The 18,536-nt window shown below is 68.0% G+C and carries 18 protein-coding genes; 9 read left to right on the forward strand and 9 right to left on the reverse strand.

Annotated features, from left to right (window positions below):
* Positions 1-241: 241 nt before the first annotated feature.
* From CS1GBM4_RS08125 to CS1GBM4_RS08150, 6 genes are read right to left on the reverse strand one after another with little or no spacing between them, the layout of a single operon-like run.
* The gene (locus tag CS1GBM4_RS08125; protein ID WP_186418193.1) at positions 242-1,117 is read right to left on the reverse strand and encodes an amidohydrolase family protein; all 876 of its coding nucleotides are present in this window, start codon (positions 1,115-1,117) and stop codon (positions 242-244) included.
* A gap of 14 nt (positions 1,118-1,131) precedes the next feature.
* Complete coding sequence (locus CS1GBM4_RS08130; RefSeq protein WP_186418194.1) at positions 1,132-1,947, reverse strand: SDR family oxidoreductase; 816 nt, start codon at positions 1,945-1,947, stop codon at positions 1,132-1,134.
* Complete coding sequence (locus CS1GBM4_RS08135; RefSeq protein WP_186418195.1) at positions 1,944-2,492, reverse strand: carboxymuconolactone decarboxylase family protein; 549 nt, start codon at positions 2,490-2,492, stop codon at positions 1,944-1,946. The genes CS1GBM4_RS08130 and CS1GBM4_RS08135 overlap by 4 nt, the downstream gene beginning before the upstream one ends.
* A 26-nt stretch (positions 2,493-2,518) precedes the next feature.
* Positions 2,519-3,097, reverse strand: coding sequence for a hypothetical protein (locus CS1GBM4_RS08140; RefSeq protein ID WP_186418196.1), 579 nt, complete (start codon positions 3,095-3,097; stop codon positions 2,519-2,521).
* Positions 3,090-3,902 carry an alpha/beta hydrolase gene (locus CS1GBM4_RS08145; protein WP_186418197.1) on the reverse strand — a complete coding sequence of 271 codons (813 nt, stop codon included), beginning with the start codon at positions 3,900-3,902 and terminating at the stop codon, positions 3,090-3,092. Before CS1GBM4_RS08145 ends, CS1GBM4_RS08140 begins: the two co-directional genes overlap by 8 nt.
* Positions 3,903-3,906: 4 nt before the next feature.
* Positions 3,907-4,875, reverse strand: coding sequence for a tripartite tricarboxylate transporter substrate binding protein (locus CS1GBM4_RS08150; RefSeq protein WP_244607120.1), 969 nt, complete (start codon positions 4,873-4,875; stop codon positions 3,907-3,909).
* A 134-nt stretch (positions 4,876-5,009) separates the two neighbouring features.
* Here CS1GBM4_RS08150 and CS1GBM4_RS08155 point away from each other — a divergent pair, with 134 nt between their 5' ends.
* The 6 genes from CS1GBM4_RS08155 to pcaF all read left to right on the forward strand — a co-directional run bounded on the left by CS1GBM4_RS08155 (position 5,010) and on the right by pcaF (position 12,568).
* Positions 5,010-5,951, forward strand: coding sequence for a LysR family transcriptional regulator (locus CS1GBM4_RS08155; RefSeq protein ID WP_186418199.1), 942 nt, complete (start codon positions 5,010-5,012; stop codon positions 5,949-5,951).
* Positions 5,952-6,177: 226 nt separating this feature from the next.
* Positions 6,178-7,365 (forward strand): CoA transferase, encoded by a 1,188-nt coding sequence (locus tag CS1GBM4_RS08160; RefSeq protein ID WP_186418200.1) that lies wholly within the window; start codon positions 6,178-6,180, stop codon positions 7,363-7,365.
* Between the two features lie 23 nt (positions 7,366-7,388).
* Entirely contained in the window at positions 7,389-7,904 is a 516-nt protein-coding gene (locus CS1GBM4_RS08165; protein ID WP_186418201.1) for an acyl-CoA thioesterase, read from the forward strand.
* Positions 7,901-9,253, forward strand: a complete 1,353-nt coding sequence (locus tag CS1GBM4_RS08170) for an MmgE/PrpD family protein (protein ID WP_186418202.1) — start codon at positions 7,901-7,903, stop codon at positions 9,251-9,253. The genes CS1GBM4_RS08165 and CS1GBM4_RS08170 overlap by 4 nt, the downstream gene beginning before the upstream one ends.
* Positions 9,254-9,262: 9 nt before the next feature.
* Positions 9,263-11,335, forward strand: coding sequence for a 3-hydroxyacyl-CoA dehydrogenase NAD-binding domain-containing protein (locus CS1GBM4_RS08175; protein ID WP_186418203.1), 2,073 nt, complete (start codon positions 9,263-9,265; stop codon positions 11,333-11,335).
* A gap of 30 nt (positions 11,336-11,365) precedes the next feature.
* Positions 11,366-12,568: a 3-oxoadipyl-CoA thiolase gene (gene pcaF, locus CS1GBM4_RS08180; protein WP_186418204.1), complete on the forward strand. Its 1,203-nt coding sequence runs from the start codon at positions 11,366-11,368 to the stop codon at positions 12,566-12,568.
* Positions 12,569-12,635: 67 nt separating this feature from the next.
* Here pcaF and CS1GBM4_RS08185 read toward each other — a convergent pair whose 3' ends face one another.
* The 3 genes from CS1GBM4_RS08185 to CS1GBM4_RS08195 form a co-directional block, all read right to left on the reverse strand.
* On the reverse strand, positions 12,636-13,622 hold the full coding sequence (locus CS1GBM4_RS08185; RefSeq protein ID WP_186418205.1) for a tripartite tricarboxylate transporter substrate binding protein: 987 nt from the start codon (positions 13,620-13,622) through the stop codon (positions 12,636-12,638).
* Positions 13,623-13,698: 76 nt separating this feature from the next.
* Positions 13,699-15,201: a tripartite tricarboxylate transporter permease gene (locus CS1GBM4_RS08190; protein WP_186418206.1), complete on the reverse strand. Its 1,503-nt coding sequence runs from the start codon at positions 15,199-15,201 to the stop codon at positions 13,699-13,701.
* A 13-nt stretch (positions 15,202-15,214) separates the two neighbouring features.
* Positions 15,215-15,697 carry a tripartite tricarboxylate transporter TctB family protein gene (locus tag CS1GBM4_RS08195; RefSeq protein WP_186418207.1) on the reverse strand — a complete coding sequence of 161 codons (483 nt, stop codon included), beginning with the start codon at positions 15,695-15,697 and terminating at the stop codon, positions 15,215-15,217.
* Positions 15,698-15,825: 128 nt separating this feature from the next.
* On the opposite strand from CS1GBM4_RS08195, the gene CS1GBM4_RS08200 reads away from it, so the two are divergent.
* From CS1GBM4_RS08200 to CS1GBM4_RS08210, 3 genes are all read left to right on the forward strand, one after another.
* A complete protein-coding gene (locus CS1GBM4_RS08200) occupies positions 15,826-16,623 on the forward strand; it encodes an IclR family transcriptional regulator (RefSeq protein WP_244607121.1) in 798 nt (265 codons plus the stop codon).
* Between the two features lie 159 nt (positions 16,624-16,782).
* Entirely contained in the window at positions 16,783-17,736 is a 954-nt protein-coding gene (locus CS1GBM4_RS08205) for a tripartite tricarboxylate transporter substrate binding protein (protein ID WP_244607122.1), read from the forward strand.
* A gap of 12 nt (positions 17,737-17,748) precedes the next feature.
* On the forward strand, positions 17,749-18,534 hold the full coding sequence (locus tag CS1GBM4_RS08210) for an enoyl-CoA hydratase-related protein (RefSeq protein ID WP_186418209.1): 786 nt from the start codon (positions 17,749-17,751) through the stop codon (positions 18,532-18,534).
* The last annotated feature ends 2 nt before the right edge of the window (positions 18,535-18,536 follow it).

The raw sequence follows: 18,536 nt of genomic DNA on the forward strand, positions 1-18,536 counted from the left end.
GTGCCGGCGCCTTCGAAGCGCGGAAAGACGGCCATTTTGACCGGTTCTGCGCTGTAGGCTGAAGCTGGGAGACGAGCTGGCGGACAGGGCGGGATTGCCCTGGCCGCAGAAGCTCAAGTATTTCAACGGGCTAGCGTGTCGCGGTTGCGCAAGGTGTTGGACGTGTTGCCGTACGCTCCTTCAGCGTGGACCAGGCCTCATCTGCCAAGCGCGTCGATCATCTCCACAGCCGATTGCCACACTATCTGAATCCGAACAGCTTGGTCGGATTGTCGACGAGGATGCGGTTGCGCACGCGCTCATCGGGCGCGATCTCGCCGAGCAGGTCGACCAGCTCGCCGTCGTCTGGCATCGGGCCGTGCAGGTTCACATGCGGCCAGTCGCTGCCCCAGACGACGCGCTCGGGCGCGTGACGCACCAGGCTCGCGGGGATGGCGAGGGCGTCGCGATAGGGTGGCCCCTCGGCCGAGAGGCGGTCGGCGCCGCTGATTTTGACCCAGATATTGCCCTTGTCGAGCAGCCTGCGCAGCGCCGCGAGCGCCGGTCCGTCGGCGCCTTCCGCCACCGGCGGGCGGGCCATGTGGTCGATGACGACGGTAGCGTCGATCGAGCCGATGAAGTCGGCATAGCGGATGATGTCATGCCCGGTGACGTGGATGGCGACATGCCAGCCGAATGGGCTCACCTTGGCGATCACCTCCCGCACGGTTGAAAGATCCGGCGCGCCGCCGAGATGAGCGAGGAAGCTGAAGCGCGCGCCGCAGAAGCCGGCTGCATCGAATTCTGCGATCAACTCTTCGCTATCGGTGGGGCGGATGAGTGCGACGCCGCGATAGCGCCCGGGATTCTCGCGCAGCGCCGCCAGCACCGGCCGATGGTCGAAACCGTGCCCTTGGCTCTGGACGATCACAGCACGTGAGAACCCGAGACGATCATGCAGCGACCTCAAGGCTGTTTCGGGCGTTTCGTTCGGCGTGAAGCTGCGCCCCTCCGTCAGCGGAAAGCGTGCGAACGGACCGTAGATGTGGCAGTGGCTATCGCAGGCGCCGGCCGGCAGCGCGAAGCCGGGCTGGCGCGGGGAAGGGTTCGGCGGCGGGCCATCGGGCGTGTGAGTCATGGCGGTTGCCTTATTCAGTCGCAGCGCGCGGTCATGCCGCCGTCGACGACGAGTTCGGTGCCGGTGACGAAGCGGGCTTCGTCCGAGGCGAGGAAGAGGGCGGCATGGGCAGTGTCACGGCCATCGCCCATGAAGCCGAGCGGGATCCGCGCCTGGCGCGCCGCCAGCAGAGCCTCGATATCGCCGCCCGTGCGCTGCCCGGCGAGCCGGGTCTCGACCATCGGCGTGTGCATCTGACCGGGGACGACGGTGTTCACGCGGATGCGCTTGGGCGCGTATTCGACCGCCGTGACGCGCGAGAACTGGATGATCGCCGCCTTGGCCGAGGCATAGGCGACCTGGGCCGAGCCGGTCCAGCGCAGGCCGGAGGTCGAGGCGGTGTTGACGATCGCGCCGCCACCGGCGGCCTCCATCACCGGGATGACGTGCTTGCAGGTCAGGAAGACGCTGGTCAGGTTGAAATCGAGCTGGGCCTGCCAGCGCTCCTCGCTCAGCGCCACCGCGCCGCCAGCAGCCGAGCCGCCGACATTGTTGACGAGGATGTCGATCGTGCCGAAGCGCTCGACGCAGGCACGGACCGCCGCCTCGATCTGCGCGCTGTCGGTCGCGTCGCAGAGATGGGTGACGATCGTGCCGCCTTCCTCCTCGACCCGCGCGACCGTCTCCGTCATCGTCTCGGCCTTGAGATCGACCGCGAAGACCTTGGCACCCTCTCGGGCGAAGAGCACGGCGGCGGCGCGGCCATTGCCCCAGCCAGGGCCGACGCAGCCGGCGCCGGTGATGAAGGCGACCTTGCCGGCGAGCCGGCCTCTCCCCTGGGATCCGGTCATGGTTTCAGCTCCGGCAATTCGCCTTCCGGCAAGCCGATCTCGAAGGCGTTGAGGGTCATGGAAACGAGGGCGTAGTAGCCGAGCACGCCGACGAGCTCGACGGTGCCGGCCTCGCCGAGAGCGGCGACCGCCGCCTCGTGGATCGGCTTCGGCACGGCACGGGTCTCGATCAGCGCCGTGGCGTAGTCATAGACGGCCGCGGTGCGCGGATCGGCGAAGGCGGGCCTGCGCCGCTCGGCGATGGCGTCGATCACGGCTGGATCGAGCCCGGCCTTCAGCGCCTCGCGCTTGTGCACGGACCACTCATACTGCGAGGTCCAGTGCCGCGCCGTCACCAGGATGGCGAGCTCGGACAAGGCCGGGCCTAGGCAAGTGTCGTAGCGCAGGAACTCGCCGAGCCGCTGGGCACGAGCGCCGAATTCGGGGCTGTGAATCCAGGCCCTGAGCGGCGCCGGCATGCGCCCGCGCTTGCCGGAGGCCGCCTCTTCGGCGGTGCGCCTCTGCTCCGGCGTCATCGCTTCGGGCTCGACAGTGCTGATCCGCATGGGCGTGGTATCTCCTTGAGATCCGGTTACGCGCGCCGGTAAGGCGCATAGAGATTGGCGAGCGTCGGCTCTAAGCCGCCTGCCGACAGCAGCGAGGGCATGTCGGCCATACCGACCGGCCGCGAGAACGCCGCCAGCGCCCAACTGGACGTCCCATCGTCGAACAGCCGCAATTGGCGCAGCCCCTCGGTTCCGTCGGTGGCATCGCGCAGGGCGGGCAGGACGTCGCTCGGACGCGCCGGATAGCGTGCCAGGGCGAGACGGCAGATCGTCTCGGCGGCAGGGGCGAGCGCTTCGCCAGGATAGACCTGCTCCGCGACGATGCGCTGGCGCCCGAGCGTCCGTGACAGGATGCGGCGGCTCCACGGCGTGGAATGCGGACCGGATACCGCGACATAGGCGGCGTTCTGGAGCGCCGCGGTCGACGACAGGTCGTAGATCGCCAGCCAGCGCGGCCAGCCCGACAGGCAGACCCAGCGCGAGCCGGTCTCGAAGCCGGGCAGGCCGAGGCGCTGCGGCAGATGCTCGCCGTCATACCAGTCGTGGAACTCCTCCTCCAGCGTCGCCGGAGGCTCCATCATCACGAGCAACAGGCCCTTAGGCATGGGCTTGCTCCCGGCCCGGTCGTGGCAAGCTCCCGAAGAAGGCGAGCAGATGCTCGGCCATCTCGGCCGGCGCCTGCATCGGCATGATGTGCCCGCTATCGACCGCCGCGAACCGCGCGCCCGGCACGCTTCGCGAGAGCCGCTCGATCTCCGCCGGCGGCCGCAGCTCGTCATGCCGGCCGGCGAGGAACAGGCAGGGCTGCGTGACATCCGGCAGACGCTCGACGAGATGCGCCTCGCCCAGGGCGAGATTGGCCGCCGCATAGCTCGCTGGGTCGGTCGCGAGGAAGCGGCTCAGATAGCGCGCGAAGGCGGCTTCGTCCCGGCGCAGGGCAGGCGGATAGGAGCGCAGCAGGCTCGCCTCGGCGATCGCGGTCATCCCCTCTGCCCGTGCCCGCGCCGCTCGCTCCTTGAGGTACGTCCGGCGGTGGACGGCGACCTCGAGCGCCGGCGCGCAGAGGGCGAGCGCGGCGATGGCGTCGGGGCGGGCGAGGGCGGCCGTGATCGCGATGGCGGCCCCGGCGGCGACGCCGACGATCCGGCAGGGTTCGCCCTCGAACGTGTCGGCGATCAGCTCGAGGAGAAGATCGGCCTCGCCAGCCAGCCCGAGGGAGACCTTCGCCGGCGCGCTCATACCGCAGCCATTCTGATCGTAGCGCAGCACCTGGTGGGAGTCGGCCAGGTGAGGGACGATCAGCTCGAAGCTGTCGAGCGAGCCCCCCAATTCGTGGACGAGGACGAGCGGCTTGCCCGTGCCCTCGAGCCGGGCATGCACGGCCTTCGCCGTCGCGCCGAGCGGTAGCATCGGTTCAGTTCGGCTTGACGCCGGCGGTCTTCACGACCTCGGCCCATTTGTCGATCTCGCTGCGGATATAGGCGGCGAACTCGTCCGGTGTGTTGCCGACCACGACAGCGCCCTGAAGCGCGAGCTTCTCCTTCACCTCGGGGGACTGCAGCGAAGCGACCAGCGCCGCGTGCAGCTTGTCGACGATGGGTTGGGGAGTCTTCGGCGGCGCGACGACGCCGTACCAGTTGTCTGCGACGACCTGCGGAAGGCCGAGCTCAGCGGTGGTCGGCAGATCGGGCAGAGCGTCCGAGCGCCTGGCGGAGCCGATCGCGACGGCCCTGATCGTGCCGGCCTGGACATGCGGCAGCAGCACCGCGATGTCCATGAACATCAGGTCGACCTGCCCCGCCAGCAGGTCGGTGACCGCCGGCGCCGCGCCGCGATAGGGCACATGCGCCATCTCGACCTTGCCGTATTGCTTCAGCAGTTCGCCGGCCAGATGCGGCATGCTGCCGGCGCCGGAGGAGGCGTAGTTCAGGGAGTTCGGCTTGGCTTTCGCCAGGGCCAGCAGTTCCGGCAGGGTCTTCGCCGGCACGGTCTTGCCGACGACCAGTAGCTCGGGGACGCTGGCCGCCAGCGTCAGCGCCCGGAGGTCCTTGCGGGGATCGTAGCCGATCGCTTCCTGCATGCTCACGCTGATCGCCAGCGCGCCTGCCGTGCTGATTCCGATCGTATACCCGTCAGGCTCTGCCTGAGCGACGGCCCTGGTGCCTACGGCACCGCCGGCACCGGCGCGGTTGTCGATCACCACCGGCTGCTTGACGATGCCTTGCATCTTCTCCGCGACGGCGCGGGCGATCGTATCGGCGGGACCGCCTGCCGCGAAGGGGACGACGAGCTTGATCGGCTTGCTCGGAAACTCCTGCGCGGGAGCCGTTGTCGGTTGCAGCAAAGCTGTGGCGAGCAGGACTGTGGTCAGCAGCGTTCGCAAAGGGACCTCCCTGAAGCGCGAGCTTCTGGCTGCCCGCTTGCTCGGGTTATCGCCCCTTGGACCTCTTATGACAAAAACCGTCTTGCGATAGCCCGCGATGCCAAAACGGCCTAGCTTGTGCATGGGGAGGAGCGATGGACTCGCGCAAGCTCAGATATTTCGCGGTGACAGCGAGGCTCGGCAGCTTCAGCCGGGCCGCCGAAGAGCTGCGTGTGGCGCAGCCGGCTTTGAGCCGGCGCATCCGCGAGATCGAGGACGAGCTCGGCCAGCCGCTGTTCAGCCGCCATGGTCGCGGCGTCCGCCTGACCGCCTTCGGCGCCTCCGTGCTGCAGAAGGCCGAAGAGATCGAGCATCTGATCGGGCAGATCAGGCGCGAGGCCCGCGAGCCCCATCGACTGCAGGGCAAGGTCGCGCTTGGGATGCCGCCAGCGGCGGCGCTGCGCATCGGGCCGCCGCTGGCAGCGCGCATCCGCCAGTCCTGTCCCGAAGTGATGCTCAGTTTGCGCGACGGCGTGAGTTCCCTCATCCAGGAATGGTTGATTGGCGGCCGCATCGATCTTGGCGTCACCTACAATGCCACGCCGATGGACGGGCTGGAGATCGTGCCGCTCCTTCGCGAGCAGGCCGTGCTCGTCGGCCCGCCGGCTGGCGCTTTGGCCGATGGTGGCCGCGAGTCGATCCGGCTTCGTGATATCGCCGGCCTGCCGCTGATCATGCCGAGCCTGCCGCACAACAATCGTCGGGTCCTGGAGGAGGCCGCAGCCCGTCACGAGGTCCGGCTGGTGATCCGGGCCGAGGTCGACAGCGTTGCGCTGACCAAGGCTCTGGTGCGGGACGGGCAGGGCTACACCATCCTCTCCCACGCCTCGGTCGAGGACGAGGTCCGGCGTGGCGAATTGAGCCGGCGCGCGATCGACAGCCCGCCTGTCTTCGCCGATCTCTCGCTGGTCGCGACGAAGGCGGCGCTCGAAGCGCCGCTGAAGCGGCATGTCGCACTCGAGCTGCGCCGGCTGTTGACGGAGCTCTGCGAGAGCGGCGCCTGGCCCGGAGCGACATTGCCGAACCAGAAAGCTTGAGCGCGACCCCGATCAATCGTTCGAGCATCAACGGGAAGGCGAGCTACCGTCATCTCAAACGACCGGCCGAATTCACGGCGGCCTGGAATTCCACTTAGTGGAATAGTGGTGCTTATCGAACAACGCGGCTCGCCTAGGGTTCCGGCATGATCCGAGCCTGATCGACGCGCGCTCGCCGCCGCGCTCGGCTGGCCCAAGCAACTAAAGCCCTATCCGGGGAGGTCCCATGATCCAGGCATTTCAGGGCGTGCGCGTCATCGACGCGACCCATGTACTGGCGGGGCCTTTCGCCAGTTATCAGCTCGCCGTGCTGGGTGCCGACGTCATCAAGGTCGAATCGCCGCATTCGCCCGATCAGGCCAGGATGCAGGGCTCCGATCGCAAGCTCAACGACGCCCAGATGGGCACGGCCTACATGGCGCAGGCCTCCAACAAGCGCGCATTGGCCCTCGACTTCAAGACGGAAGGCGGCCGTGAAGCGTTCAGGCGGCTGGCGAAGACGGCCGACGTGCTGGTCCAGAACTACCGGCCGGGCGCGCTCGATGCGCTGGGCCTCGGCTACGACGCGTTGTCCGTGCTCAATCCGCGGCTGATCTATTGCGGGATCTCCGCCTTCGGGGCCAACGGCCCCAAGCGCGAGGAGACCGGCTACGACAACGTTCTGCAGGCCTATTCCGGCATCATGGCGATGACCGGCCACGGCGATGGGCGCCCGCTGAAGAGCGGCGCGCAGGTTGTCGACTACGCCACCGGCCTCGCCGCCGCCTTCGCGATCTCGGCGGCGCTCTATCAGCGCGAAAAGACGGGGCGAGGTCAGTTCATCGATCTGGCGATGCTGGATGTTTCGCTGATGCTGCTCACCTCGCATGTCGCCGGATACAGCTGGAACGGCGCGCATCCGGAGGCGAAGGGGAACCGCTTTCCGTTCGCAACGATCGGCTGCTACGCGGCGGCCGATACCGACCTGATGATATCGGCCTCGAACCTGGCGCAGCAGCGCCGGCTCTGGACTGCGCTCGGCCGAGAGGACCTGATCAAATCCGGCAATAATCAGCGTCTCGACGATCATGCTCGCGAAAGTGCCGCGCTGGCGGAGATCATCGCGACGCGTCCGGCCGCCGAATGGGAGGCGTTCTTCCGCCGGCACCGAATCCCGGCAGCACGCGTCCGGCGGATGGAAGAGGCGTTGGCCGATCCGCAGATCGCCGCGCGCGATGTCATCCAGCGGCCCGCTGCCGCCGGGGCCTTCGAAGCGCTCGGCGTGGCGGTCGCCCCGTTCAGTATGTCTGACAGTCCGGCGCGCGTCACGGCACCGCCCCCGGCCGTCGGCGAGCATAACGAGCTGCTGCTGGCCGAGCTCGGCTATGACGCCGCAGAGGTAGCAAGGCTGAGGGCCGAGGGCGCGATCGGCTGATTGCGCACGCAATCGCCCCGCTGATGGAGGCAACTCTGGAACGCCACCAACTGGAGATGACGGTGCTGATGACGCCGGACATGGCGAATTTCAGCGGCAAGGTGCACGGCGGCGCACTGCTCAACCTGCTCGACCGCGTCGCCTTCTCATGCGCTTCGCGCTATTCGGGCGCCTATGCCGTGACGCTCTCGGTCGACCAGGTCGTCTTCAAGGAGCCGATCCATGTCGGCGAGCTGGTGACGTTCCGCGCTGCGGTCAATCTGACTGGCCGCAGCTCGATGGAGATCGGCATCCGGGTCGAAGCCGAGAATATCCGGCTCGGGACGCGCCGGCACACGAACTCCTGCTATTTCACCATGGTCGCGGTCGACGATGACGGGCGCCCCGTCCCGGTGCCTCCGCTGCAGCCCGCCACTGTGCTGGACCGTCGCCGGTTCAGCGCGGCGCAGATCAGGCGCGAATTGCGCCGCGAGATCAGCCAGCGCCAGGAGCAGGCGACCTTGGCGAGGGCCGAGCCGCAGACGGGAGGAGATCGATGAGCAACCCGTTGGTGGAGCTCGCGCAGGCCGCGGCGCGCTGGCAGAGCGAGACGCTGCCCGAACCGATCCAGTGGGCGGCCCGCCGGGCCGTGCTCGACTGGTTCGCGACCATGCTGCCGGGCTGCCCGCTGCCACCGGCGACAATGCTCGTCCGTGCCCTCGCCGAGGAGCGTCCGGCCGGCGGCGCGGTCTGCTATGTCGATGGTGGCAGCTCTTCGCCCCGCCATGCGGCGCTGCTGAACGCGGTCGCCAGCCATATCGTCGAGTTCGACGATATCTTCCGCGATGGCGGCTATCATCCGGGCAGCGCGACCGTGGCGGCGGCGCTGGCCTTGGCGCAACACCGCGGTCTGTCCGCGCAGGCGCTGCATCGCGCCATCGTCGCAGGATATGAGGTCGGCTGCCGCATCTCGCTCGCGATCCAGCCGAGCCACTACGCCTTCTGGCACACGACCGCGACCGTCGGGGCGATCGGCGCGGCTGTCGCCGGTGCGGTCCTGCTCGGCTGCGACGCTGCCGGCATCGGCCATGCCATCGCGCTGGCCTCGAGCTTTGCAGGCGGCCATCAGCAGAACCTGCAGGGCGAAGGGATGGCGAAGGCGTTGCACCCGGGCCACGCGGCCGATGCCGGGCTGCTCGCTGCCTATGCCGCCGCCGCCGGCGTCACGGGCTCGCCGGAGAGCCTTCACGCCGCCAAGGGGTTCGCCGCGGCGACGAGCGCTTCGCCGGGCGACTGGAGCGCCGCCCTCGACGGCCTGGGCGAATGGACGCCGATCACCCGGATGACGGTGAAGGCGCATGGCTGCTGCGGCCACATCTTTCCGGCGCTCGACGGCCTCAAGGCCATGCGCGAGGCCACACCGTTCGGGCCCGAGCAGATCGCCTCGATCCATGTCGACGGTTATGGCGCCACGCGCGCGATGTGCGACCGGCCGCAAGCCGTATCGGCGCAGGACGCCCGCTTCAGTATCCAGTACTGCCTGGCGGCGCAGCTCGTGCTCGGCGGGGTCAGGCTGGACGCCTTCCGGCCGGAGGCGCTGGCCGACCCGCGCATCCGCGCGCTGATGCCGAAGATCAGCGTGGCCGAGGATGCGGAGCTCGCGGCCGCCTATCCGCGCCGGCGGCAGGCCCGGCTCACAGTCACGCTCGCGGACGGGACCCGGCTCGAACACTACCAGGGCGTCCGCAAGGGCGATCCCGAGGCGCCTTTGAGCGACGCCGAGCTGATCGCGAAATTCGAGGAACTCGCCGGCTCGGTCGCAGGCCCGGCGGACATCGCCGCGCTTCGGAAGACGATCCTGGAAAGCGACCGGCTGCCCGGCCGGCTTCCGCTGCTCCCATCGCACTAGGAGGATACCATGAGTCCGGTCAGGCTTTCGCGCGCCGGCGATGTCGGCGTGATCGAGATCGATAACCCGCCCGTCAACGCGACCTCTCAAGCTGTGCGCCAGGGCCTGCTCGATGCGATCCGCCAGGCGCGGGCCGAGCCCGGGATCGAGGCGATCGTCATCGCCGGCGCCGGCCGGACTTTCACTGCGGGCGGGGACATCACCGAATTCGGGCAGCCGCCGCGCGAGCCCCATCTGCCGGACGTGCTCGCCGAGATCGAAGCGAGCGACAGGCCTGTGGTGGCGGCCTGGCACGGCACGGCGCTGGGCGGCGGCTGCGAGATCGGTCTGGCCGCCCATGCCCGCATCATTGCGCAAGGCGGCTCGGTCGGCCTGCCGGAGGTGAAGCTCGGGCTCGTTCCCGGCGCCGGCGGCACGCAGCGCCTGCCGCGCCTCGTCGGGGCTGTGGCAGCGCTCGACCTGATCGCGACCGGCCGGATGGTCGGCGCCGACGAGGCGCTGCGCCTGGGCCTTGTCGGGCGCATCGCCGCCGGAGATCTCCGGGAGAAGGCCATCGCCTTCGCCCGCGAACATATCCGAAGACGTCCTTCGCGCGTCTCGCTCCAACCGGTGCAGACGCCGCCGGCTTCCGAATGGCAGGCTGCCACGGACAAGGTCCGGCGCGAGGCCAAGGGCCGTATCGCTCCGCTCAAGGCGATCGAGCTTGTCGAGGCGAGCATCGCGCTTCCGTTCGACGAGGGGCAGCCGATCGAGCGGAAAGCCTTCTTCGAGCTGATGGTCTCAGACCAGTCGCGGGCACTGCGCCATCTCTTCCTGGCCGAGCGCGAGGCGTCGAAACTGCCGGAGCTCGCTGGCGTCGCCCCGCGCGAGATCAGCCGGGTCGGAGTCATCGGTGGCGGAACGATGGGATCGGGCATCGCCGTCGCCTTTCTCGACGCCGGCTACCGCGTCATTCTGCTCGAGGCGAACGAGGCTGCCCTGGCCGCCGGGTGCGAGCGGATCGGGGGGCTGTATCAACGCTCCCTGAGTTCGGGCCGCATCTCCGAGGCTGCCAGGGACGAGCGCCTGTCGCGGCTCGAGACCGCCCTCGATCTTGCGGCACTGTCCTCCTGCGAGCTGGTGGTCGAAGCGGTGTTCGAGGACATGCAGGTCAAGCTGGACTTGCTGCAGCGTCTTGGCGCGACCTTGCCGGCGGAGACCCTGATCGCGACCAACACCTCCTATCTCGACATCGAGGCGATGGCCGATGTCCTGCCGGCGCCGGAGCGCTTCCTCGGCCTGCACTTCTTCTCGCCTGCCCATGTGATGAAGCTGCTCGAAATCGTGCGCGGCCGGCGCACCTCGCCGCAGGCGCTGGCGAGCGCCTTCGCGATCGGCCGCAAGCTGCGCAAGATCGCGGTCGTCTCGGGCGTCTGCGAAGGCTTCATCGGCAACCGCATCCTCGCGAAATTCCGGGCGCAATGCGAGTTCATGCTGGAGGAGGGCGCGTTGCCGCGGCAGGTCGATGCGGCGATGGAAGCCTTCGGCATGGCGATGGGGCCGTTCGCCGTGCAGGACCTCGCCGGGCTCGACATCGCCTTCGCGCGGCGCAAGCGCCTCGCCGCCAGCCGCTCCGCTGCTCAGCGCGACGTGCCGCTCATCGACCGGCTCTGCGAAAAAGGCCGTTTCGGGCAGAAGGCCGGCCGCGGCTGGTATCGTTACGAAGACGGCAAGCGCAGCCCCGATCCGGACGTCGAGGCGATGGTGCGGGCTCATGCCGCCGCGACCGACCGACCCCAGAAGGACTTCACGCAGCAGGAGATCCAGGACCGGGTCGTCGCGGCGATGGTCAACGAGGGCGCTAAAATCCTGGCGGAGGGAATCGCGGCCCGCTCCTCCGACATCGATCTCGTGCTGGTCAACGGCTACGGTTTCCCGGCCTGGCGCGGCGGGCCGATGCAGCATGCCGACACCGTCGGCCTGCCGGCGGTGCTGGCCGTGGCCGAGGCGACGGCGGCGCGCGACGGGCAAGGCTTCGAGCTTTCATCGCTCCTCGCTGAACTTGCAGGGCGGGGCGGCCGCTTCTCCGATCGCGCGATCTGACATCGCCGATTTCTTCCTAGAGGATCAGCCATGAGCAAAGCCTATCTCGTCGACGGAGTGCGCACGCCGATCGGCCGCTATGGCGGCGCGCTGGCCGGCGTCCGGCCGGACGATCTCGCTGCGCAGGTGATCAGAGCCTTGCTCGCCAGGCATCCGGCGTTGCCGCCCTCGGCCCTAGACGAAGTCGTCTTCGGCTGCGCCAACCAGGCGGGCGAAGACAATCGCAATGTGGCCCGCATGGCCGTCCTGCTCGCGGGCCTGCCGGTCGAGGTGCCCGGCACGACGATCAACCGCCTGTGCGGCTCCGGCCTCGACGCCGTCGGCACTGCCGCGCGCGCGATCAAGGCGGGCGAGGCCGAGCTTGTGCTGGCCGGCGGCGTCGAGAGCATGAGCCGGGCCCCCTTCGTCATGGGCAAGGCGGAGACGGCGTTCCAGCGCGCCGCCGAGATCCATGACACGACGATCGGCTGGCGCTTCGTCAATCCGCTGATGAAGGCGCAGTACGGTGTCGATTCGATGCCGGAGACGGCGGAGAACGTCGCGGAGGAGTTCCAGGTCTCGCGCGAGGACCAGGATCGTTTCGCGCTGCTGTCGCAGACCCGCGCCGCGGCTGCCCAGAGGAGCGGACGCTTCGCCAGGGAGATCGCGCCGGTCTCCATTCCCCAGCGCAAGGGCGAGCCGATCCTCGTCGAGAAGGATGAACATCCGCGCGAGACCACCCTCGAGAAGCTCGCCGCGCTGCCGACGCCGTTCCGCGAGGGCGGGTCCGTCACCGCAGGCAATGCCTCGGGCGTCAATGACGGCGCGGCGGCGGTGCTGCTCGCTTCGGAAGCGGCACTGGAGCGTCACGGCCTGACGCCGCTCGCCGAGGTCGAGGGCCTGGCGACGGCCGGCGTCCCGCCACGGATCATGGGGATCGGCCCGGCTCCTGCGACGAAGAAGCTCTGCGAGCGCCTGGGCATCCGCCCGTCAGATTTCGACCTGATCGAGCTCAACGAAGCCTTCGCTGCCCAGGGGCTCGCATCGCTGCGTCTGCTCGGCCTGCCGGATGCGGCCGAGCACATCAACCCGAACGGAGGCGCCATCGCACTGGGGCATCCGCTCGGCATGTCCGGTGCACGCCTTGCACTCACCGCGGCGCTGGAACTGCGCGAGCGCGGCGGGATGCGCGCCTGCGCCACCATGTGCATCGGCGTCGGGCAAGGCATCGCCCTTGCCCTGAAGCGGGTCTGAAACTGCGAAAGCCGGCATCCCGTCGGGACGCCGGCTTTCCTCCTCTCCGCAGGTCCTGCGATCCGGTTCAGTCCATGGTGATGCCGGCCGACTTGATCACCTTGCGCCATTTCTCGGTTTCGGAGGTGATGAGCGCGCCGAATTCCGCCGCGGATATCGCGTGCGGGGTGAGGCCGGTCGGAGCGAGCTTGGCGACGAGCTCGGGGTTGGCGAGGCCGGCGTTCAGCTCCTTGCTCAGCGCCTCGATCACCGGTTGCGGCGTGCCTTTCGGAGCGGAAAGCCCGTAGAAGTTCGTCGCTTCATAGCCGGGCAGGATCTCGCCGATGGCGGGCAGATCAGGAAGGATCGTAAGCCGCCTGGCGCTGGTGACCGCGATGCCGCGCAACGTGCCTGCGCGGATATACTCGGCCGAGGAGGCCGAGGAGGCGAAGGAGGCCTGCACATGGCCGCCGATGAGATCGTTGATGACCGGGCCGCCGCCTTTGTACTGCAGGAATGGCAGGTCGATTCCTGTCATCGTCTGGAACAAAGCTGCCGACAGGTGCTGCGGACTGCCGATCCCTGGCAGCCCGACGCTCAGCTTGCTGGCATTGACCTTCGCGTAGGCGATGAACTCGGACAGCGTCTTCACCGGCACCGACGGATGGATGACGAGAACGTTGGGCAAGGTGCCAATTAGGCCGATCGGCTCCGAGTCGCGGATGAAGTCGAATTTCAGCTTCGGATAGAGCGTCGCGTTGACCGCGTTCGCCGTGCTGGCCAGCAGCAACGTGTGGCCATCGGGATCGGAGCGGAGTGCGGCTTCGGTGCCGATATTGGAGCCGCTTCCGGCGCGGTTCTCGACGAAGAACGAGCCGTTCAGTCGCTCGCCCAGCCATTGTCCGATGAAGCGGGCGATGATGTCGGTCGCGCCGCCGGCCGCATAGGGCGAGATCAGTTTGACTGGGCGTGATGGATAGGCCTGCGCGAGCGCCGCGACGGGCCGAAGCGCCGCTGCCGGCATGAGGCCGGCGGCAGCAAGTTGCAAAAGTCTCCTTCGCGAGATCGTGCTCATCGTTTCCTCCATGGTTTTTTGAGTTCTCATGCGGCTCCCGAAGAAGCCGCGGCTGCCGCCGCGCTGGCGGCGGTCGTCAGTCGTCCTGGAAGGCCTGTTCGCGCGTTCTGGAGAAGGACGGCAGCAGCACGAGCGTCAGCAGCACGGCGGCGAGGGCGAGCATCGCGGCGCTGATCGGGCGGCTGACCAGCACCGTCGGGTCACCCTTCGACAGCAGAAGGGCGCGCCGCAGGAACTCTTCCATCATCGGGCCGAGGATGAAGCCGAGCAGCAGGGGCGCCGGCTCGCAATCCAGCTTCTTGAAGACGTAGCCGACCACCCCGAACAGGGCCATCAGGTAGAGGTCGAAATGCGCATTGTTGAGGCTGTAGACGCCGATCGCGCAGAACACGACGATCATCGGGTAGAGATAGCGATAGGGGATGGTGATCATCCGCACCCAGATGCCGATCAGCGGCAGGTTGAGGACGAGCAGCATCAGATTGCCGAGCCACATCGAGGCGATCACGCCCCAGAACAGGGCCGGCTGCTCGGTCATCACCGATGGCCCGGGTTGGATGCCTTGGATGATCATCGCGCCGATCATCAGCGCCATGACCGGGTTGGAGGGGATGCCGAGCGTCAGCATCGGAATAAACGACATCTGGGCGCCGGCATTATTGGCGGCTTCCGGTGCGGCCACGCCCTCGATCGCGCCCTTGCCGAATTCGTGGCGGTTCCGGGAGACCTTCTTTTCCAGCGCATAGGCACCGAAGGAGGCAAGGGCGGCGCCGCCACCGGGCAGGATACCGAGAATAGAGCCGAGCGCCGTGCCCCGCAGCGTCGGCGCGACCATGCGGCGGAAATCCTCGCGCGTCGGGAAGAGCCCCGTGACCTTCTTGATCGTGACGTCGCGTGTCGCCTCGTTCTCGAGATTGGCGACGATCTCGCCAATGCCGAACATGCCCATCGCCACGATGACGAAGCCGATGCCATCCGAAAGTTCGGGCAGGCCGAAGGTGTAGCGCTGCGTGCTCGAATTCACGTCGGTCCCGATGAGCCCGAGCAGCAAGCCGAGCACGATCATGCCGAGCGCATGCAGGATCGAGCCATGCGCGAGCACGATCGACGCGATCAGGCCGAGCACCATCAGCGAGAAATACTCGGCCGGGCCGAATTGCAGCGCGATCTCGGCGAGCGGCGGCGCAAACAGGGCGATCAGCAGCGTGCAGACCGTGCCGGCGAAGAAGGAGGACAGCGCCGCAGTCGCCAGGGCCCGACCCGCCTTGCCCTGGCGAGCCATCTGATAGCCGTCGAGCGCGGTCACGACGGAAGAGGTCTCACCCGGCAGGTTGACCAGGATCGCCGTGGTCGAGCCGCCATACTGCGCGCCGTAGAAAATGCCGGCGAGCATGATCAGCGCCGTGACCGGCGGCATGACGAAGGTGGCCGGCAGCAGCATCGCGATGGTGGCGGCGGGGCCGAGCCCGGGCAGCACGCCGATGGCGGTGCCGAGGAACACGCCGACCAGTGCGTAGAGCAGGTTGACGGGCGTGATCGCGGTTTCGAGGCCGAGCCCCAGATTGGCGAAGAGTTCCATGTCCGTCTCGCCCTCAGCGCTGCCAGGAGGGTGGGACGAGCCCATCGAACCACGAGCCGAGGATCGGCATCGGGACGCCGAGCCCCTTCACGAACACGAGGATGCAGAAGACCGTCAGCGCGATGAGCGCCAGCGCCGAGCGCAGATCGTAGACCGTCTGACGCGAAGCGGTTGCCGAGATGACGACCAGCGCCGGCAAGGCGAATATCAGCCCCGCTGTGGGGACGAGCGCAGCGAAGGCGATGACCGCGAGCGTGATCGCGACGAGCGGCCTGAAGCCGATCCCCCCGACCCGCTCGCCATCGGTCCAGAAGGAACGCAGCAGCGAAAGGGCGCCGAAGGCGAACAGGATCCATCCCAGCACCAGCGGGAAATAGCCAGGCCCCATGCGCGATGCTGTGCCCAGCCGGTAGTCGCGCCCGAGCCAGAGAAAGCCTGCCGCGATTGCGAGATATAAAAATCCCGCCCAGAAATCCTTCTCGGCCCGGATCCTCATGCGGGTGACCTCCCGAATTCTCTTGCTCTCGCGCTGGTCAGGCTCGGGTTTCCCGATCCCTGTCCGATCCGCATTTCCGGTCAGGATATGGACAGGTGGGGCAGCATGCGCCTATTCAATTCCACTGAATGGAATTGGTGGAGGCGATGGCGCGCCAGGGATTCAGCGACCAGAACCGCTCTCTTGAGCGTGGCATCGCCATTCTCAGAGCGTTCCGCCCCGGCGTGAGCGAGCTCGGCAATGCCGAGATCGCGGAACGGACCGGCCTCGCCAAGGCGACCGTGAGCCGGCTGACGCAGACACTGCTCGGCGTCGGCATGCTGGAACGCCATCCGTCGCGACGCTCCTATCGCCTGGCGCCGGCCGTCCTCAGCTTCGCGCATGCGATGCGGCTTGGCTCGCCGATCCTGCCGGCGATCGCCCCATTGATGCGGCAGGAAGCGACGCGCCGGCGCGTCAATGTCGGGCTGGCCGCGGCCGACGGCGACATGATGGTCTACCTCGAATCCTTCCGCTACAGCCCGCGCAGCAGCTTCCGCACTGTCGTCTCGGGACAGCGCGTGCCGATCGAGCTGACCTCGCTCGGCCGAGCCTATTTGTGGGCTTTGCCCGAGCGGGAACAGCGCCGCGAACTGGGCGTGATCGCCGAACGCCGGAGCCGTGCCTGGCCGCAGCTCGAGGCGGACATCCAGGCATCTTTCGCAGAGCTGGAAGCCGATGGATTTTGTATCGTCCGCTGGCAGCCTGGCGTTGCTGCGGTCGCTGCTCCGGTCCTGCTGCCGGGCTTGGCGCCGCATGCTCTCAACATGAGCGTGGCGAGCTCGGAGCCGCTGCCACGGTTACAGCGCACGCTCGGTCCCTGGCTCCTTGACCTGAATAGGCGGTGTGTGGCGGAACTCGAGGCGAGCCTGCTCCCGGAGAATTGACCAGATCCAATAAATTCCACTGCGTGGAATAGAGTAGGCCCGTCCGCCATTGAAGGCGAATAGGGTCGCTTCCGCCAGAGGCGCAGTCGAACTGCGCCCGCTCCCGAACAGTCGGGGAATGGAGGAAGCGCAATGTCCCGCAGATTCAGCTCATCCATCTTGTCTTGCTGCGCCGTCGCACTGCTCGCGGCGATCGCCGCCGCTTCGCCGGCGCGCGCCGAATATCCCGAGAAGCCGGTTCGACTGATCGTACCGTTCGCGCCGGGCGGCGGAACGGACACGGTCGCGCGCAGTCTCGGCGCGCTGATGGCCAAGGAGCTCGGCCAGCCCGTGATCATCGAGAACAAGCCTGGCGCCAGCACCATCATCGGTTCGGAAGTCGTCGCCCACAGCCAGCCGGATGGCTACACGCTGCTGGTCGCGACGCTGGCGCATGCGGTCAATCCCAGCATGCAGCCGAAGATGCCTTACGACACCGACAAGGCCTTCGCCGCGGTGACGCTGATCGGCAGCTCCCACAACGTGCTGGTCGTCAAGCCCGACAGCCCGTTCAAGACGGTCAAGGACGTGCTCGACGCGGCCAAGGCCAAGCCGGCCCATTACAGCTTCGCCTCGCAAGGCGGCGGCACCTCGGCCCACCTCGCCGGCGAGATGCTGAAGAACCTCGCCAAGATCGACTTAGTCCATGTGCCCTATCGCGGCGCCGGCCCGGCGCTGACCGATCTGCTCGGCGGGCAGGTTGACATGATGTTTGCCACGAACGCTGCCGTCGCCGGTTTCATCGCCAACAAGCGTCTGCGGCCGATCGCGGTGAGCGCCCCGACGGGGCAATCGAAGATGCCGGGCGTGCCGACGATCGAGGAGAGCGTACCCGGTTATGTCGTCGACAGCTGGTATGCGCTCTATGCGCCCGCCGCGACGCCGCGGCCGGTGATCGACAAGATCATAGCGGCGGCGCGCGTCGCCGCGAAGGACGCCGGCTTCATCAAGCGCGCGACCGACGAGGGCATCACCTTGCGGATGAGTTCGCCCGAGGAGCTCGACACCTATGTGCGCGCCGACATGGCGCGCTGGAAGAAGATCGTCGTCGAAAACAAGATCGTCGCTGACTGAAAGCACCACTCCATGACAACCGACCTCATCCTGAAGAGCGTCGCCGATGGCGTCGCCACCCTGACGCTCAACCGGCCGGACAAGCGCAATGCCATGAGCGACGACATGCGGAGCGCCTTCATCGATCATCTCGAAGAGATCGCTGCGGATCGCTCGGTCAAGGCGCTCGTGCTGACCGGCGCCGGCAAGGGCTTCTGCGCCGGCGGCGACATCGCCGGGATGAAGCGGCGCATGGAGGCGCCGGCCGGCGAGGTCGCCTTCAATGGCTGGAGCCGCCAGCAGCGCGTGCACCATGCGGTCGGCCTCCTCGTGAACATGCCGAAGCCGACCATCGCTGCGGTCAACGGCGCGGCCGCAGGCCTCGGCGCCGACACCGCGCTGGCCTGCGATTTCGTGATCGCCAGTCCCGCTGCCAATTTCGCCTGGTCCTATATCCTGCGCGGTCTCATCCCGGACGGCGGCGGCATGTATTTCCTGCCGCGACGCGTCGGCCTGGCGCGGGCCAAGGAGCTGATCTTCACGGGACGGCGCGTGAATGCCGACGAGGCGCTGGCGCTCGGCATCGCCGATCGCGTCAGCGGTTCCGAAACGCTGCTCGACGAGGCGCAGGCCTGGGCGCGGGAGCTCTCGCAAGGCTCCGGCACGGCGCTGGCGCTCGGCAAGACGATCCTGAACCGCTCGCTGGAGAGCAGCGCCGAGGAGATCTTCCAGAGCGGCAGCCAGGCCCAGGGCATTTGCTACACGAGCAGAGAGCATCGCGAGTCCGTTCTCGCCTTCCTCGCCAAGATGGGAGCCTGAGC

Origin of the sequence: Allobosea sp. CS1GBMeth4 (genome assembly GCF_900185715.1) — a bacterium.
Classification (GTDB): domain Bacteria; phylum Pseudomonadota; class Alphaproteobacteria; order Rhizobiales; family Beijerinckiaceae; genus Allobosea.

Bases quoted from the DNA above. Each gene is read 5' to 3' on its own strand.
- CS1GBM4_RS08125 (WP_186418193.1), bottom strand. From the start codon at position 1,117: ATGACTCACACGCCCGATGGCCCGCCGCCGAACCCTTCCCCGCGCCAG.
- CS1GBM4_RS08130 (WP_186418194.1), bottom strand. From the start codon at position 1,947: ATGACCGGATCCCAGGGGAGAGGCCGGCTCGCCGGCAAGGTCGCCTTC.
- CS1GBM4_RS08135 (WP_186418195.1), bottom strand. From the start codon at position 2,492: ATGCGGATCAGCACTGTCGAGCCCGAAGCGATGACGCCGGAGCAGAGG.
- CS1GBM4_RS08140 (WP_186418196.1), bottom strand. From the start codon at position 3,097: ATGCCTAAGGGCCTGTTGCTCGTGATGATGGAGCCTCCGGCGACGCTG.
- CS1GBM4_RS08145 (WP_186418197.1), bottom strand. From the start codon at position 3,902: ATGCTACCGCTCGGCGCGACGGCGAAGGCCGTGCATGCCCGGCTCGAG.
- CS1GBM4_RS08155 (WP_186418199.1), top strand. From the start codon at position 5,010: ATGGACTCGCGCAAGCTCAGATATTTCGCGGTGACAGCGAGGCTCGGC.
- CS1GBM4_RS08160 (WP_186418200.1), top strand. From the start codon at position 6,178: ATGATCCAGGCATTTCAGGGCGTGCGCGTCATCGACGCGACCCATGTA.
- CS1GBM4_RS08165 (WP_186418201.1), top strand. From the start codon at position 7,389: ATGGAGGCAACTCTGGAACGCCACCAACTGGAGATGACGGTGCTGATG.
- CS1GBM4_RS08170 (WP_186418202.1), top strand. From the start codon at position 7,901: ATGAGCAACCCGTTGGTGGAGCTCGCGCAGGCCGCGGCGCGCTGGCAG.
- CS1GBM4_RS08175 (WP_186418203.1), top strand. From the start codon at position 9,263: ATGAGTCCGGTCAGGCTTTCGCGCGCCGGCGATGTCGGCGTGATCGAG.
- pcaF (WP_186418204.1), top strand. From the start codon at position 11,366: ATGAGCAAAGCCTATCTCGTCGACGGAGTGCGCACGCCGATCGGCCGC.
- CS1GBM4_RS08185 (WP_186418205.1), bottom strand. From the start codon at position 13,622: ATGAGCACGATCTCGCGAAGGAGACTTTTGCAACTTGCTGCCGCCGGC.
- CS1GBM4_RS08190 (WP_186418206.1), bottom strand. From the start codon at position 15,201: ATGGAACTCTTCGCCAATCTGGGGCTCGGCCTCGAAACCGCGATCACG.
- CS1GBM4_RS08195 (WP_186418207.1), bottom strand. From the start codon at position 15,697: ATGAGGATCCGGGCCGAGAAGGATTTCTGGGCGGGATTTTTATATCTC.
- CS1GBM4_RS08200 (WP_244607121.1), top strand. From the start codon at position 15,826: ATGGAATTGGTGGAGGCGATGGCGCGCCAGGGATTCAGCGACCAGAAC.
- CS1GBM4_RS08210 (WP_186418209.1), top strand. From the start codon at position 17,749: ATGACAACCGACCTCATCCTGAAGAGCGTCGCCGATGGCGTCGCCACC.